At 63.2% G+C, this 15,196-nt stretch carries 13 protein-coding genes; 3 read left to right on the plus strand and 10 right to left on the minus strand.

The genetic code is table 11. The annotated features are described in order from the left end of the window. The first annotated feature begins 79 nt into the window (after nucleotides 1-79). From J8C05_RS14285 to J8C05_RS14295, 3 genes are read left to right on the plus strand one after another with little or no spacing between them, the layout of a single operon-like run. Nucleotides 80-706: a carboxypeptidase-like regulatory domain-containing protein gene (locus tag J8C05_RS14285; protein WP_211423423.1), complete on the plus strand. Its 627-nt coding sequence runs from the start codon at nucleotides 80-82 to the stop codon at nucleotides 704-706. Next, nucleotides 703-1,485 carry an inositol monophosphatase family protein gene (locus J8C05_RS14290; RefSeq protein ID WP_211423424.1) on the plus strand — a complete coding sequence of 261 codons (783 nt, stop codon included), beginning with the start codon at nucleotides 703-705 and terminating at the stop codon, nucleotides 1,483-1,485. Before J8C05_RS14285 ends, J8C05_RS14290 begins: the two co-directional genes overlap by 4 nt. A gap of 52 nt (nucleotides 1,486-1,537) precedes the next feature. Continuing rightward, nucleotides 1,538-2,305, plus strand: coding sequence for an FHA domain-containing protein (locus J8C05_RS14295; protein WP_211423425.1), 768 nt, complete (start codon nucleotides 1,538-1,540; stop codon nucleotides 2,303-2,305). A gap of 57 nt (nucleotides 2,306-2,362) precedes the next feature. Here the strand turns inward: J8C05_RS14295 and tsaE are convergent, their stop codons facing one another. From tsaE to J8C05_RS14345, 10 genes are all read right to left on the minus strand, one after another. Beyond that, entirely contained in the window at nucleotides 2,363-2,845 is a 483-nt protein-coding gene (gene tsaE, locus J8C05_RS14300) for a tRNA (adenosine(37)-N6)-threonylcarbamoyltransferase complex ATPase subunit type 1 TsaE (RefSeq protein ID WP_211423426.1), read from the minus strand. A gap of 79 nt (nucleotides 2,846-2,924) precedes the next feature. Beyond that, a complete protein-coding gene (locus J8C05_RS14305) occupies nucleotides 2,925-5,048 on the minus strand; it encodes an OmpA family protein (RefSeq protein WP_211423427.1) in 2,124 nt (707 codons plus the stop codon). A gap of 278 nt (nucleotides 5,049-5,326) precedes the next feature. Beyond that, the gene (locus tag J8C05_RS14310; RefSeq protein ID WP_211423428.1) at nucleotides 5,327-6,607 is read right to left on the minus strand and encodes a Glu/Leu/Phe/Val family dehydrogenase; all 1,281 of its coding nucleotides are present in this window, start codon (nucleotides 6,605-6,607) and stop codon (nucleotides 5,327-5,329) included. A gap of 27 nt (nucleotides 6,608-6,634) precedes the next feature. Further along, nucleotides 6,635-7,540: an ATP-dependent sacrificial sulfur transferase LarE gene (gene larE, locus J8C05_RS14315; RefSeq protein WP_211423429.1), complete on the minus strand. Its 906-nt coding sequence runs from the start codon at nucleotides 7,538-7,540 to the stop codon at nucleotides 6,635-6,637. A 125-nt stretch (nucleotides 7,541-7,665) separates the two neighbouring features. Next, nucleotides 7,666-8,769: a glycosyltransferase family 4 protein gene (locus tag J8C05_RS14320; protein ID WP_211423430.1), complete on the minus strand. Its 1,104-nt coding sequence runs from the start codon at nucleotides 8,767-8,769 to the stop codon at nucleotides 7,666-7,668. Further along, nucleotides 8,766-9,725: an NAD-dependent epimerase/dehydratase family protein gene (locus tag J8C05_RS14325; protein ID WP_211423431.1), complete on the minus strand. Its 960-nt coding sequence runs from the start codon at nucleotides 9,723-9,725 to the stop codon at nucleotides 8,766-8,768. The genes J8C05_RS14320 and J8C05_RS14325 overlap by 4 nt, the downstream gene beginning before the upstream one ends. A gap of 20 nt (nucleotides 9,726-9,745) precedes the next feature. Further along, on the minus strand, nucleotides 9,746-10,207 hold the full coding sequence (locus J8C05_RS14330) for a dTDP-4-dehydrorhamnose 3,5-epimerase family protein (RefSeq protein WP_459543846.1): 462 nt from the start codon (nucleotides 10,205-10,207) through the stop codon (nucleotides 9,746-9,748). Further along, nucleotides 10,188-11,228, minus strand: a complete 1,041-nt coding sequence (locus tag J8C05_RS14335) for a GDP-mannose 4,6-dehydratase (RefSeq protein ID WP_459543847.1) — start codon at nucleotides 11,226-11,228, stop codon at nucleotides 10,188-10,190. The genes J8C05_RS14330 and J8C05_RS14335 overlap by 20 nt, the downstream gene beginning before the upstream one ends. After that, a complete protein-coding gene (gene rfbF / locus J8C05_RS14340) occupies nucleotides 11,213-12,001 on the minus strand; it encodes a glucose-1-phosphate cytidylyltransferase (protein WP_211423432.1) in 789 nt (262 codons plus the stop codon). The genes J8C05_RS14335 and rfbF overlap by 16 nt, the downstream gene beginning before the upstream one ends. 54 nt (nucleotides 12,002-12,055) lie before the next feature. Next, complete coding sequence (locus J8C05_RS14345; RefSeq protein ID WP_211423433.1) at nucleotides 12,056-15,046, minus strand: sigma 54-interacting transcriptional regulator; 2,991 nt, start codon at nucleotides 15,044-15,046, stop codon at nucleotides 12,056-12,058. Nucleotides 15,047-15,196: the final 150 nt, after the last annotated feature.

Genomic DNA, 15,196 nt, shown 5'->3' on the forward strand with positions numbered 1-15,196 from the left:
GCGCGAATCTGGAAGGAGACCAAGCCGGCGGCGGGGGCTGCCGGCCGCCGACGCTATGCTGCGGAAATGGTTGGTCGGAATGGTAGCCGGGTGGTACCTGTGTGGTGTCACCCTGTTGGCCCAGTCGCCGATGGCCACGGGAAAGCTGGAAGGGCGCGTGGTGGCGCGTGAAAACAAACAGCCGCTGGCCGGCGCCAAAGTGACCCTGACCCGCCCGGTGACGAAGGAAACCTATACCGGGGAGACCGGCGCCAAAGGGGAGTTTCACCTGGACGGCCTGCCGCCGGGCAACTACGTGGTCGAAGTCGAAGCCGAAGGCCGGTCGGCGGCGCGGCTGAATATCCTGCAAACTGTCGAGGGCGGAAAGACGACGGTCATCAAGCGTCCCTTCGAGCTGGAGGCCGAACGCGCCTATTCGGTGATCCGCGGCGCGGTGTTCAACGAGCACGGTCTGACGATGCCCAACGTGACGGTCATCGCCGAGCGGGTGTCGGCGGCGGAGGCCAGTCTCAAGCCGGGCAAGGTTGGAACCACCACCACCAACGGAGCTGGCGAGTTTGCCTTCCGGTTTCCCGGCGGCGAAGCGGTGTACCGTATCACGGCGACAGCCAAAGGCTATCGCCCCCAGACCAAGGAACTGGATGTGCAGAAGCGGGAAGCGCGCAACATGGCTTTTCAGCTTGAACCGGAGAAGCGCCGGCCATGACCGATCTCCTGCCTTTTGCTGAAGCCGTCGCCCGCGAGGCCGGGGCGCTGCTGCGCGAGCGGTTTGGCGCGCCCCTCGATGTGCGCCACAAGGGGCGGATTGACCTTGTCACCGAAGTGGATGTGCTGTCCGAGCAGTGCATCCGCCGTCGCATTCAGGCGCGCTTTCCAGACCATGCCATTCTGGCGGAGGAAAGTGGATTGACGGAAACGGCCTCGGACTTCCGGTGGATTGTGGACCCGCTGGACGGCACGACCAACTATGCCCATGGGTATCCGTTTTTCAGCGTCGCCATTGCCGTTGAGTGGCAGGGGGAAACCATCGTCGGTGTGGTCTATGACCCGCTCCGCGATGAGCTGTTTTCGGCAGCGAAGGGGCAGGGAACCCGGTGCAATGGCCGGCCGCTGCACGTTTCGGGCGTAACCAGTCTGGAACAGGCATTGCTTGTCACTGGATTTCCCTATAATGTCAAGGCGTCGCCACAAAAAAACCTGGATCACTTCAGTGCTTTTCTGGACGTTGCGCAGGCTATCCGGCGCGACGGATCGGCGGCACTCGATCTGGCGTATGTGGCGGCCGGGCGTTTCGATGGCTTTTGGGAGCTGAACCTTGCGCCGTGGGATATGGCCGCCGGCAGTTTGCTCGTTACCGAAGCTGGAGGGCAGGTCACGGCTTTCAGCGGGCAGGCGTTCAGTCCGTATGTGCCTGAGATTGTGGCCAGCAATGGGCATCTCCACGCGGCCATGTGCCAGGTGCTCATGAAATCAACCCCACAGTAAGCGAGGGAGGGCGGGCCGGGTGGTCAGCCCGGCTTGGCAAGCGAGGCAAGCAATGTCGGAAAGTTCAGAAGTGCCAACCATCAAAACGGCTCGGCTCGATGTGGAGACCCTGGGGCGGCTCGCATCGTCGGATGACCAGTTTGCCACACTGCTCGTTTTGGAGGGCGCTGCCGTCAAGCAAACCTATATCCTCGACAACCCGACGACGGTCATCGGGCGCTCCCCGCTGGCAACCGTGCCGCTTGTCAACGACGCCGTGGCTTCCCGTGAGCACGCCAAAGTGATACTTGACCTTGAATCCAGCGAAGCCGACCGCAAACGCTACTTCCTTATGGACCTGGGCAGCACGAACGGTACGTTTCTCAACGGCCGGCGGCTCGCGCCCCAGGAACGCTGCCTGTTGTCGGATGGCGACCGTTTTACGATTGGCTCCCACACCTTTGTCTTTGTGCTTCCCCTGCGCAGCGGATCGAAGTTTCTGACCGGCGACCTGAGCCGGATTTCCGTCTTTGATGTCATCCAGGTGGTGGAAGCCAACCGGTTGACCGCGGCCTTCACCGTACGCGCCACTCAAGGGCAGAGCGGCTGGCTGGGGTTCAACGAAGGTCTCATCGTGACCTGTGAGGTGGGACACCTGCGCGGACTCGAAGCCTTCCGCAGGTTCGTCGGCTTCACCGAAGGCTTTTTCGAGGTCGAACGTTCGACCAAGCCCTTTCCGGTCACGATTGTGGCTGGGAGCAACACCAGCCTGACGCTGGACATTCTGCGTGAACTCGACGAAGCCAACGCCGGGCTGTCCGGGGACGCCGAACCTGCCTGATCGTCCTCCTCCGTACGCTGCCTTTCCCGGTGCACCAGGGTGGCAGTGAAGGTCTGGTCAGTCTGCCGGGTGGGGGGCTGGCTGGTGGATGGTGATGCGGCGGATTCCGTCCTCCAGCTCATCAAGCTGAACCCACCACGTCCTGCCTTCATCGGCGACAAGGAGGGGCAGGTCCGGGCCGAGCCGCTCCGGCCACTCCATCGCGATGATGCCGGCCTGCTCCAGAAGCTCCGCCAAGGCGATGGCCTCGGCCGCACCGGGGCCAGTCGGCAGGCGGTACAGGTCCACGTGCCAGAGCGTCCCACCCGGAAAGGCATGCGCCTGAACGAGGGCAAAGGTCGGGCTGGTCACTTCCGCCGGGTCGAGGCCGAGAGCCGCGGCCAAACCTTTCACGAACTGCGTTTTCCCGCTGCCAAGCTCCCCGCTCAGCAACACCACCCGCCCTGTGGCGTCCGGCCACGCCGCCAGGCGCTCACCCAGGCCGTAGCCCACGGCAAATGTCTCCTCCGGGCTGTGGCTGAGGTAGGTTTGCTCGTTCACCGGACTGACCACAGAAAGAAAAAACGGGGCAGGCGGTTTGCCTGCCCCGTCGTTGAGGGTTGCGGTTGAGGGCCTCCCGTTATTCGGGGCGTTGGGCGCCTTCCGGCACGACCGTCACCACGACCCGGCGGTTGTTGCCACCCGGGGCCTCGGCGGCCCGCTGGTCATCGAAGATGCGCAACTCGATGCGGTTCGGGTCAACACCCTTGCCCACCAGGTAGGCCCGGACGTTGTCCGCCCGCTTCCGCGCCGTACCGCGCTTCTCACCCTTGTCGGCGTGGCCATCCACGATGACCTGTGCCGTCGGGTCGCTCTGGAGGCGGGTCACGATCTGGTCGAGCAGCGCCTTGCACTGGTTGTCCACCCGCACCACGTTGCGGCGGAACGGCGGGTTGGCCAGGGTGCCATCGCAGGCAATGGTGTACGCCTGTGGCGGCGGCGGCGGCGACAGGATTTCAATCGCCGTCGAGGCCTCGCCCGTGCACTTGCCATCGTCCACCGTCACAGTCACGACGACGCGCCCGGCCGAAAGCCCGGTCGTGTCGAGTGTGACATTGGCGCCACTGCCTTGGATGCGCCCGGCCGAGGTCGTCCAGCGATAGGTCAGCGGATCGTCATCGGCGTCACGTCCCACGGCCGAGAGGCTGATGGGGGCGTCGGAGCCTTCCTTGACCTGCGTGGGGGAGGCCGTCACCGTCACCGTCGGGCAGGTGTTCTTCTCGATGGTGAGTTCAAGCGAGGCTGTCGCTGTAGCACAGCACAGGTCCGAAACCGTGACCGTCACCGTGGTTGTGCCGGCGCGGTCCGTGGGCGGAACATAGGTCACATTCGGCCCGGTGCCTTCAATCCGTCCGACGCTGGCCGTCCAGTTGTAGGTCAGGTTCGTGTCATACGGATCGGGGTCGCTGGCCACGGCCGTCAGCCGCGCCTGTTCGGTGGTCTTGAGGCGCGTCCGGTCAGAGGACAGTGTAACCGTTGGCGGCCGGTTGTTGGCGCAAGGGTCAGGCGCTTCAACCGTCTGCACGCGCCGCCGGTAGCCAATCACGGCGTTCACGACGAAACCGTTGACATCACCCCGGTTCGAGCCGCGTTCCGAGTTGGCATTGTTCAGCAGCCGCCGGTAGCCGCCACCGAAGCTGAAGTGAACCGACTTGTCATTGCCGGTTGGCGTGAAGCGGGCGCCAACGGTCAGGTCAAGCGGATTGACCGGGTTGAGATTCGGCGTGCCACTGCCGTAGTAGATGTTGGAGGTGATTTCACCGATGGCCTGGAAGTACTTGTTGACGGCCACATCCACCGCGCCCGAAGCGATGAAGATGTTGCGCCGGTCGAGGTAGCGGATGTTGTTGGCCGAAGGATCGCCGGTTTTGACGGCGCCGAGGTTGCCGGTGAAGGTAAAGCGCCCGGCACGGACGGCCGGCACGAGGATCACACCGTAGTCCACCGCGCCCGGTCCGCTGCCACGCACCACGCCGTTGCCCGCACCACGAAAGATGCCGTTGGCAAAAGAGGTCGGGATGCTCACGAAACCGACAATCGCCAACCCAAGCGGATTTTCGGGGTCGGTAAAGCGAAACTTGGCGCCGAGCGTCGTGTTGCCGCTGGTGTATTCGCTGCTGGCCAGGAAGGGAAAGTCATTCAGGTAGCCAGGCAGATTGCCTATCAGGCGCTGGTTGGCGCCGGTGCCAACAATGCGCGTTCCGCTTTGCACCAGCCCCGGCAGCACCCCGCCAACGGCGGCGCCGGCGTTGGAGATGTTGGTTGTGCTTGGCCCGATGAGGCCGACGAAAGGCGCGCCGGCTGAAGAGCCGGGTCCCAGGGGCACCGGCCCGGCCGGCGTTCCCGGAAAGCGTACATTTGGCAGGAAGAACCCGCTGATCTCGCGGCGCTGGTTGGCAACAAGCTGCTGCCGGAAGACCGAAGCGGCAAAGAATTCCAACCGATCCGTGAGCCCGATAGCACCGCTCACAATTTGTTGACTGATGTCCACGTTGCCCGGTTCACGGTCGAAGTTGTTGTAGTAGGCCGCGATATTAAACTCGCCCCGCTTCAGCGTTGAGGCGTCATAGACCGTAAACAGACCGGTGCCGCCGGTGACGGTCGGATTGAGCGGGCGGTCCTGCTCGCGCGCCGATTGCGCCATGACCGTCGCACTGCCCAAAAACATGCAGGCGAACAGCGCAAGCCAAGTACGGTGTTTCATTCTTTATCCCCTCCTGGTCACATGACCAGTTGATGTTGTTCCAACCTTGTCACGTCCGCACGATACAAAAAAAGCAAAAGACCTTCATCGTTTTTCAGACCCATCAGCCGGTGGGCTGACTCGTGCAACGCTTTTGGTGACAAAACTTGGGCAAAGCTAACACAGCCAACTTTCGGAAACCAAGTTTTATCGCTTCCTGGTCTCACGCACTTCAGGCAGAGCTGGCATGGCGTCACTTTTCCAAAAAAGTGCAAACGCTCCGGGAGCCTGCTTGGGTATCAGGCGTAAATGCCCCGCATCTTGGTTTCGTAAGCCACGCGGTCAATCGCCAGCATGTACGCCGCCGTGCGCATGTTCACCTTGTGTTTTTCGGCATAGCTGAGGACATCGTTGAAGCTGGACACCATCGTGTCCTGCAGGCGCTCGTTGACGAAATCTTCCTTCCAGAAGAAGCCCATGCGGTTCTGCACCCACTCGAAGTAGGAAACTGTCACGCCGCCCGCGTTGGCGAGGATGTCCGGGATGACGAAAACGCCCTTTCTTTCAAGCACTTCGTCGGCGGCCGCCGTGGTCGGCCCGTTGGCCCCTTCGCACAGGATGCGGCACTTGATCCGTTCGACATTCTGGGTCGTGATCTGGTTTTCCGTTGCCGCCGGCATCAGCACGTCGCAGTCGAGTTCAAGCAGTTCCGCATTGGAGATGAGTTCGCCACCCTCAAAGCCCTCGAAGGTCTTGTGCTTGCGCAGGTAATCCAGTGCTGCCGGAATATCCAGCCCGTTCGGGTTGTACAGTCCGTGGCGAATTTCCGAGATACCGATGACCTTGAACCCGGCCTCATGCAGCAGGGTCGCGCCGATGCCGCCGACATTGCCCGCACCCTGGACGACGATCCGGGTTTCCGCCGGCTTGAGATCGAACTTCTTGCAGGCTTCCTGGATGACGAACAGCAGTCCCCGTCCGGTGGCTTCCCGCCGGCCCCGCGAGCCGCCGAGTTCAACGGGTTTGCCGGTGACGACGGCATTGACGGTGTGGCGGGCATGCATCGAGTAGGTATCCATCACCCACGCCATGACCTGCTCGTTGGTGTTCATGTCCGGCGCCGGAACGTCGCGTTCGGGTCCGATGATGTCGAGAATTTCCGAGGTGTAGCGCCGGGTCAGGCGTTCGAGTTCCGTCATGGACAGCTTGTGCGGGTCACACACAATGCCCCCCTTGCCGCCGCCGTAGGGAATGTTGACCACGGCGCACTTCCAGGTCATCCAGGCTGCCAGGGCGCGGACCTCATCCAGCGTCACGTCGGGCGCATAGCGGATGCCGCCTTTGGCTGGCCCACGGGCAAAGTTGTGTTGGACGCGATAGCCCACAAAGACTTCATAGTGACCGTCATCCATCATGGTCGGGATGTACACGGTCATTTCGCGCGTGGGGCAGCGCAGGATGCGATAGATGTTCGGGTCAAGGTCGAGCAGCTTTGCCGCATTGTCAAAGCGCGACATCATGGACTCGAACGGGTTGTCTTCCTTGAAATTACGGGCGTCATCAACAAAAGCGTTTGGCATGGGACGTTCCTCACGAAATGATGGCGGTCAGAGTGTCCTCGAAAGTGCGGACGGCGATTCGGTATGACGTTCGGTATGACAGACCGCGGCATGGCTGGCCGCAGCAGGGTTGAGCGAGCCGCTGCGAAAGCCTTCGAGGTCGAGGGTGATGAAGCGAAAGCCAAGGGGTTTGAGCGCCGCCACCAGGCGGGCGGCCATCGCCGGATCGAGGGCGCGGGGCAACTCGGCAGGAGCCAATTCAATCCGGGCCACCTCCGCGTGGTGCCGAAGGCGTACCTCACGAAACCCCAGCGCCCGCAGCGCCTGCTCACCGCGCTCAATGGCCGTGAGCTTGCCAATGGTCACCGGCTGCCCGTGCGGAATCCGCGATGCCAGACAGGGCGAAGCCGGCTTGTCGGCCATGGGCAATGTCCAGTGCTGCGCGCGTTCCCGGATGTCCGCCTTGGTGAATCCAAACTGCGCCAGTGGGCTGCTGACAGACTGTTCGGACGCCGCGCGCCGTCCGGGACGGAAGTCGCTGGCATCATCGGCGTTGGTGCCATCGCAGACGACACCGATGCCTTCCTGCCGGGCCAGAGACCAGAGCTGGCCAAAGAGTTCCTGTTTGCAGAAGTAGCAGCGTTCGACCGGGTTGGCGCGGTAGGATGGATCGTCGAGTTCACGGGTTTCCACGAACACATAACGCATTCCATAGCGCGTCACAAACTGCGTTATGGCTTCCCGCTCCGCACGGGCCAGACTGGGGCTGTCGCCAGTGACCATAAGAGCTTGCGTGCCCAATTCCTGATGGGCCACAAAGGCCAGATAGCCACTGTCCACACCACCCGAAAGCGCCACAATCAGGCGTTGCGCCCGGCGCAACCACGCCCGGAGCGCCTGTTCTTTGTCAGCGGCAGTGTGGCTGGATAAGGAGGGGGAGGAAGCGGCGTCCACGGAAGCATAGCTCCGTTGGTCGAAAGATGCGCGAAGCGTGCGAAATCATACGCCCGCCATCCGCGCAAGTTCAAGCCTTTGCCCGTGAGGCTGCCGCAGCCGTTTGACCGCCTCACAGCCACCGGTCACAGCCACCGGGACAGCACATCCACCAGCCGGGCAGCGCCCACCCGTACGTCGCCCCGCGCCACGGAGGCGCGGGTGTGGCGGCGCATGGCCTCGACGGCCTGCGGGTGATCGAGGCAAAAGGCCAGCGCCCGGTGGATGTCCGTTGGATGCGGTTCGACGAACAGCCCATTGACGCCGGCTTCGACGTAATAACGCGCTGCTTCGACGCCGCGCGTGGTGATGACCGGCATCCCCGCGCCCAAAGCTTCGGGAATGACCAGCCCCCAACCGGCATGAAAACTCGGCAGTACCAGCACGTCCGAAGCGGCAAACGGCCGCAGACGGTCGTTCCAGGTCGCAAACTCCCGGTCGAAGCTCACCGCCTGCGCCAGCGCCGGGCAACGCGCCATAGTCTGTCGAATCCAGCGTTCTTCGTCTCCAGTGCCGGAAACACACCAGTGAAAGCGGCCGGGATGCGTCTGCGCCAGCTTTTCAAAGGCTGCCGCCAGACCACGGATGCCATGCTGCGCTGCCAGCCGGCCGGAAAAGAGAAAGTGCAGCGTGTCCCGCGCCGGCCGGTCGGGAATGGCGAGCACCGGACGTAAATCCTGATAGTACGGGAAAAACACAGCCGCTTCGGGGTCGCGCAACAGATGCCGGTAAAACTGTACGGCGCGGTCGCCAACAGCCAGGACAAAGGCCGGGGGCATCCGCCGCCAGAGTTGGGCGTAGTAGGCCCGGCGCACCAGATGCTTGAGCCGGCCATCGCGCATGGGCTGTTCAGCAAAGACGCCAAAGACCGCACCGGTACGCCGGCAGTGGGCAAAGGTGGCTTCGTACGCCGGCCCCCGCCCGTAGCCGCAAATCACAACTTGCGGACGGTAGCGGTCAAACCAGTCCCGCAGGAAGTCCGTCACCGGCACGTCGGCCGGGCGGCGATGCGTATCCGGGCGCTCGGCCGCTGTGTTCCAGTGCGCCCCGTGGTTGGCAAACTGGGAGGTTTCGAGATAGGCGGCGTGGAACGCCACCTGTCCCAGGTCATTGACGGCCGCCGTCAGCTCGGTCATGAACGGCGACACATAGCTGGTGACAAAAAGAACAACCGGCGGCGGGCGCATCATTCCGTGACCGTCTGAAAGCTGGCCAGGGTGGCGGCAATTTCAGCATCGAGCACCGCTTCTTCGGGCGGCGACCATCCCAGCCGGCGCAGGGTGGTGGTGTCCACATGAAACGGAACCCGGAAGGCATCCGTCCGGTTGCCCGTGGTCAGTGCCACTTCCCATTGGTACTGCCGGGCGGCAACCTGTTGGATGCGTTCGGCCAGCGTCCGCAGCGTCATGGCCTGGCCGGCCGCCAGATGACACTGCCGGGGCCAGGAAGGGGCATCGAGCAGGCAGTGAATGGCAGCCAGCGCCGCCGGGATCGGCAAGAAGTCCCGGTAGGCCAAACCGTCGGTCAGCAACGTCAGGGCGCGTTGGGTGACAACCTGCCGGCAAAGGTCAAGAAAGATGAGCCGCTGCTGCGGTCCCAGGTCCATGTGCGCCGGCCGCCCCACAAGGTTCGTCGGTCGCACAACCAGGACGGAGGGCAGGGCTGCCTCGGCCAGACGGGCCTCGCAGGCGGCATGGATATGTCCGTAGGGGTGCGTCGGCGTTGGCGGGTCGTCCTCCCCGTACCAGGTGCGCGGCGTTTCAGGCGACGGCGCGCCATAGACGTGGAAGGTCGAAAAATGTATCAGCCGACGCGCGCGCCCGGTGGTGACGAGGTGCAGTGCCTGTTCCACCGTGGTCAAGGCCTGCTGCCGGGCGGTTTCCGGCTGTGCGGCAGCTTCGGCTGCGCCCGGTGTCGCCAGATTGAACACGGCGGCATAGTCGGTTTCCGCCGGCAGCCGGGACGTTTCGGCGGCGTCATAGCACTGCCAGGTGATGCGTCCGGCATGGCGCGCCAGCCACCGGTCACGCGCGGGGGAGCGGCGGCGGCCGGTGATGACAACCCGCCCGCGTTGGGCAAGGTCTTCCGCCAGCCGCGCGCCAAAGTAGCCGGCTCCGCCAATGAGGAGATACACCGGTTCAGCCATGCCTGGACATGTGCCGGAACTCATCCGTGGCGGATGTCCCAGCGGTAGGGAATGCGGTCGGTGAACGGGTCCATCCGTTCGATTTCCTCCGGGTCATGGGGCAGGGTGGCACAGTTGGCCACGATGGCTGTTTCCGTGCCAATGCCTTTGAAGCCGTTCCAAATCCGGGGCGGGATGGTCACGAGCGCATAGTTGCCGTCCCCGATGAACAGCTCCATGAGTTCACCACGGGTCGGCGAGTGCTCCCGGTCGTCGTAGAGCACGAGCTTGATGCGCCCGACGATGACGGCGTAGTTGAGCGTCATTGCCTTGTGGATGTGCCAGGCCTTGATGGCGCCCGGATAGACGCAGGAAAAGTAAATCTCGCCGAACCGCTCGAAGTGCGGCGCATCAGCCCGCAGCATGTGCATGATTTTGCCGCGTTCATCGGGAATCTGCCGCAGAGGACGCACGGCCACGCCGTCAATCATGGTTGAAGCCATCTCCCGTCAGATTTCGGTCTTTCCAGAGGCGGTCCTGCTCATCGAGGAAGGCGCGATACCATGCAATGGTGGCGCGCAGGCCGTCCTCCAGCGTACGCCGGGGCGTCCAGCGGAGACGCTCCCGCGCCTTGGAGGCATCCAGGTACTGCGAGTGAATTTCGCCCACGGCCGTATTGCGGATGTCGAGCGGAATGTGCCGGCAGTCCATCAGGTCCTGAATCCGCTCCACGAGTTCCAGCACCGTCATGGGGCGTTCGGGACTGAAGTTGAACCCTTCCCCCGCCACGCCCGGCCGGTCAAGGTAAACGGCCAGCCGCAGGTAGGCGTCAACCACGTCCTCGACGTAGAGGTAGTCGCGGACGTACGTGCCGTCACTGCGGATGATGGGGCGTTCACCCCGCCAGAAGGCGCGGATCGTGCCTGGTACGATGCGGCTCCAGTTCAGGTCGCCGCCGCCGTAGATGTTGCCGCACCGGGCAATGGCCACCGGCAGGCCGTAGGTGTGGTGATAGGCGGCTGTGATGAGGTCGGCACAGCTTTTGGCCACTTCGTAGGGATGCTGGCCGCGCAGCGGCATGGTCTCGACATAAGGCAAGGTTTCAGCCGTGCCGTAGGCCTTGTCGCTGGAAGCCACCACGATGCGCTGAACGAAGGGCTGTCCCCGCCGGCAGGCTTCGAGCAGGTGATACGTGCCACGGACATTCGACTCGAAGTTCTCCAGCGGATTGCGGTGCGCCGCTCCAACGATGGTCTGCGCCGCCAGATGAAACACGGTGTCGGGTTCGTGGTCGTGGAGGGCGCGTTCGAGCGTTGCAAAGTCTTCCAGCCGGCCGTTGACGACGGCGACGCGCCGGAGGTCGCCGGAGCGCAGCAGTTCGGATTGCGGATCGGCATCCCGGATGAGGGCAATGACCTGCGCGCCTTGGGCGAGCAACGCCTTGACCAGCCACGACCCGACCAGACCTGTGGCCCCGGTAACAAACACCCGCCGGTCACGCCAGAAGTTCACCAGATTTTCCACGGGGCCTCGCCGCTCCTCCACAGGTCATTCAGAAGTTGAAACTCGCGCGGTGTGTCCATGGGTTGCCAGAAGCCATCGTGCCGGAAGGCCATGAGTTCGCCATCCCGCGCCAGGGCTTCGAGAGGTTCCTTTTCGAGCATGAGGTCATCGCGGTCGGGAAAATACCGCTCCAGGACATCCCGGTGAAAGACAAAAAAACCGCCGTTGATGTAGCCGCCGCTCACCTGGGGCTTTTCGTTGAAAACGCGCACGTGGCGGTGGTCATCCAGCACGAGTTCGCCGAAACGTCCCGGCGGGCGGACGGCCGTGACCGTTGCCAGCCGCCCGTGCTGCCGGTGGAAGGCGAGCAGGGCAGTGATGTCCACATTGCCGACGCCATCCCCGTAGGTCAGGCAGAACAGCTCGTCCGTTTCCAGATAGCGGCGCGCCCGGCGGACCCGCCCGCCGGTCAGGGTGTCTTCACCGGTGTTGAGCAGTGTCACCTGCCACGGCTCGGCCGGCGGCCCGTGAAAGGTGAGGCGGCGGTCGCCGGTTGCGGACAGATGCACCGTCACGTCACATTCGTAGGCAGCGAAGTTGAGAAAATACTCCCGGATGACCGTCCCCTTGTAGCCCAGCAGCAGGACAAACTCGGTCAGCCCGTGCGAGGCGTAAAGTTTCATGACATGCCACAGAATCGGATGCTCGCCAATCGGCACCATGGGCTTCGGGATGGTTTCGCTCACCTCCCGCAGGCGTGTCCCCCGCCCACCACAGAGAATGGCAACTTTCATGACAGAGCGTTCCTCGATCTGGTGCGGGTTGCCTCCAGCCTGATCCTGCCCGGCTTAGCTTCCTACCGCTTTGCTGATGGTAATGCCATAGGTTTTGCACTTGGCATAGAGGCTCGGACGGCTGATGCCAAGTTCCTGCGCCGTCCGGGTGACATTGCCGCCGTGGCGTTTGAGGCTTTCGGTGATCAGGTGGCGTTCGAGCAGTGCTACGGCGTCGGTGAGTTTTGGCGGAATGTGCCCTTCCGGGAAAATGGTTTCCAGTCCGGCTTCGGTCGGCGGGCTGGCGGACGGCACGGTAAAGTTAAATGACGACGGCGTAAGCAGCTCCCGGTCATCGGCCAGCGCGACGACACGCTCGATTTCGTTCTGCAACTGCCGGACGTTGCCCGGCCAGTCATAAAGGGTCAGCGCCGTCAGGGCTGCTTCGGACAGCGTCACTGTCTTTTGGTTGCGCGCTGCGGCTTCCTGAAGGAACGCCTGGGCCAGCACAGGGATGTCAGTCCGCCGTTCGCGCAGCGGCGGCAGGGCGATGTTGAGAACATTGAGCCGGTGAAACAGGTCCTCCCGAAAGCTGCGGGCGGCGACTTCCCGTGCCAGATCGCGGTTGGTGGCGGCAATGACCCGTACATCCACGGCCATCGCCCGGTCGGCTCCGACCGGGTGGACTTCCCGTTCCTGAAGAAAGCGCAGGAGTTTGGGCTGAAGGTGCAGCGGCAGTTCGCCAATTTCATCGAGGAAGAGTGTTCCGCCGTCGGCGGCCCGGATGACCCCCAGGGCATCTTTGTCCGCCCCGGTAAAGGCCCCCTTCTTGTGGCCGAAGAGCTGGCTTTCAAGCAGTTCGGACGGAACAGCCGCGCAGTTGAAGGCGACAAAGGGTTTGTGACGCCGCGCCGAGGCACGGTGAATGGCGCGCGCCACGACTTCCTTGCCAGTGCCGGACTCGCCGGTGATGAGCACCGTCACGGAAGCATCCCGGATGCGCAGAATCCTTGCGGCAATCTCGCGCATCGCTGGCGAGACGCCAATGAGTCCCAGTTCAGACAGGGTGGCATCATCCACACGCACTTCGCTGACTTTCTGGGCGGTGGAGAGCTCATCCACCACGGCCCGGAGATGACATAGCTCCAGGGCCGTTCCGGCCAGACGCAGCAGGGAATGAACGAGTGGCTCGATGTCCGGTTTGAGCCGTCCCAGATGAACCCACAGGCTGCGCGGACGATGCGGCGAAAGATGGGTTTCGGTCTGCCAGAGACACTCGAAGCGGATGGAGTCGCTGTGGGGCGTGTCCGGGTGCTGGAGGCGTCGTCTCAGAAGGGTGCGCAAATCCTGAATGGTTTCATTTTCCAGCCCACGGGAGGTGATGACCAGGACATCGCCTTCGACATTTTCGGCAAAGACGGCGACGGCGATCTTGTAGCTGTCAATGATGGCGGCGAGTTCACGGGCGACGGATTCGGTCGAAGCCATCGCCGTTGTCAGACGCTCAACCTGGGTGGTGTTGAGACCGGGCAGGTCCTGCAGGGTCACGGGCGTGCGCCGGCTGAGTTCGACCAGCGCCGCTTCCGCCGCCATCAGGTGGGGGGCCGTCCCAAGATGGCGGAAGATGCTGATGGCCGTTTCGAGCCATTCCCGCTGCTGCATGAGAGGAATGCCCTCACCTACGGCCGTCCCCACATCGAAGTAACCCAGGGCCACCTGCCAGGCAAAGTTGAGCGACTCGAAGCCGTGAATACTGCGCAGCAGTGCGGAGAGTCCGGTCGCCGTGTCTCCCTGCGCCAGCGCAAGTTTGCCGCTGAGGCGGTCCACATGGGCTGCGAGCAGCGGGTTCGTTGTCCGGGCTGCCAACTCACGGGCAACTTCAAAAAAGCCTTGGGCCCCGGCAAGGTCCCCCTGCGCGAGACGGGTTTCGGCCAGCCGCAGGTTGGCGTAAGCCACCCGGCTGGGTTGGTTCATCTTGATGAACAGGTCGCGCGCCGCCGCAAAGTTGTTTTCGGCGTCGGCGTAGTTTTGCTCCAGCAGGTCGGTTTCACCAAGGGCATCGTGGTATTCGGCCAACAGGCTGCGGCTGCCGGATTGTGACGCCAGCATGTTGGCGTCGGCCAGCGCCAGGCGGGCGTCGGAAAACTTGCCACGCCGGGCCGACAGGCGGCTCATGGTAATAAGTGTTGAACAGCGGATGGAGGGATCGCTTTCGCTAATCAGGTAGTCCGCCTGTTCGAGCAGGGCCTCGGCCTGGTCCCAGTTGCCGGTGGCAAAGTGAATTTCGGCGACATTGCGGTAGCCATTGGCCAGCAGGCGCGGGTCATTCGTGGACATCCAGTGATCAAGCGCCCGCTCGTGGATCATGAGGGCAATCTCGACGTTGCCGCACTCAAAGGCGATGACTGCCTGGCTGGCCCGCAGGTGTCCGAGAATGGTCTGCCCGAAGGGGCTGTCGGCCTTGGGGGAGTTGGTCAGCGCCACAATGCCACGCTCCGAAACCTCCTGGGCTTCAGAGGTGCGTCCCAGCAGATTGCAGACGTAGGTCAGCGCCCAGCAGGCTTGTGCAAAGGCGCGCAGGTTTTTGGTCCGCCCGAGCACTTCAACGGCCTGCCGCAGGGCGTCGTAGGCCATTTCGTATTCGTCCAGCAGCCAGTAAGCATAGCCAATGACGGCCGCGGCTTCGCCGGCGCATTCGTCATCGTTGACCTTTTGGGCAAGTTCCTGCGCCTGCTTGGCGAGGTGAATGGCCTGCGGCGCATCGCTCGTCCAGCGGCAGAGGCTGGCCCGCCGCAGCAGCACCTGGGCTGCAATGTCATCCGGCAGTCCTTCCATGCTGATTTGGGACAATTGCTGCTCGGCCGCACTGTAGTTGCCCAGCACTTCCCACTGTTCAGCGATTTGACAGCGGCGCAGCGAGTCGAGCGGTGGCAGGGAAATCGAAAGCAGGTCTTCAAGTTCCTTGAGGGCGGCCAGTGGGTCGCGTCCCGAAACATCCCCAATATCCTGGGTGATGCGCCCTATGGCGGAAAGGTCATCGGCCGGTTGCAGGTCAAAGTAACGCATGGTGCCAGGTTGTGGTCAGGCAAGCCTGATGTGGTGAAACGTGTTCATTCGACAGTCATCTGTCCGGGACATTGACGCATGAAACCCATGAGAGTCTCTGTGAGACAGTTATCGCCGCCGTGGAAATTTTGTTGACACTTTTATCTAAGG

Origin of the sequence: Chloracidobacterium sp. N, from assembly GCF_018304765.1 — a bacterium.
GTDB classification, from domain to species: Bacteria; Acidobacteriota; Blastocatellia; order Chloracidobacteriales; family Chloracidobacteriaceae; genus Chloracidobacterium; species Chloracidobacterium aggregatum.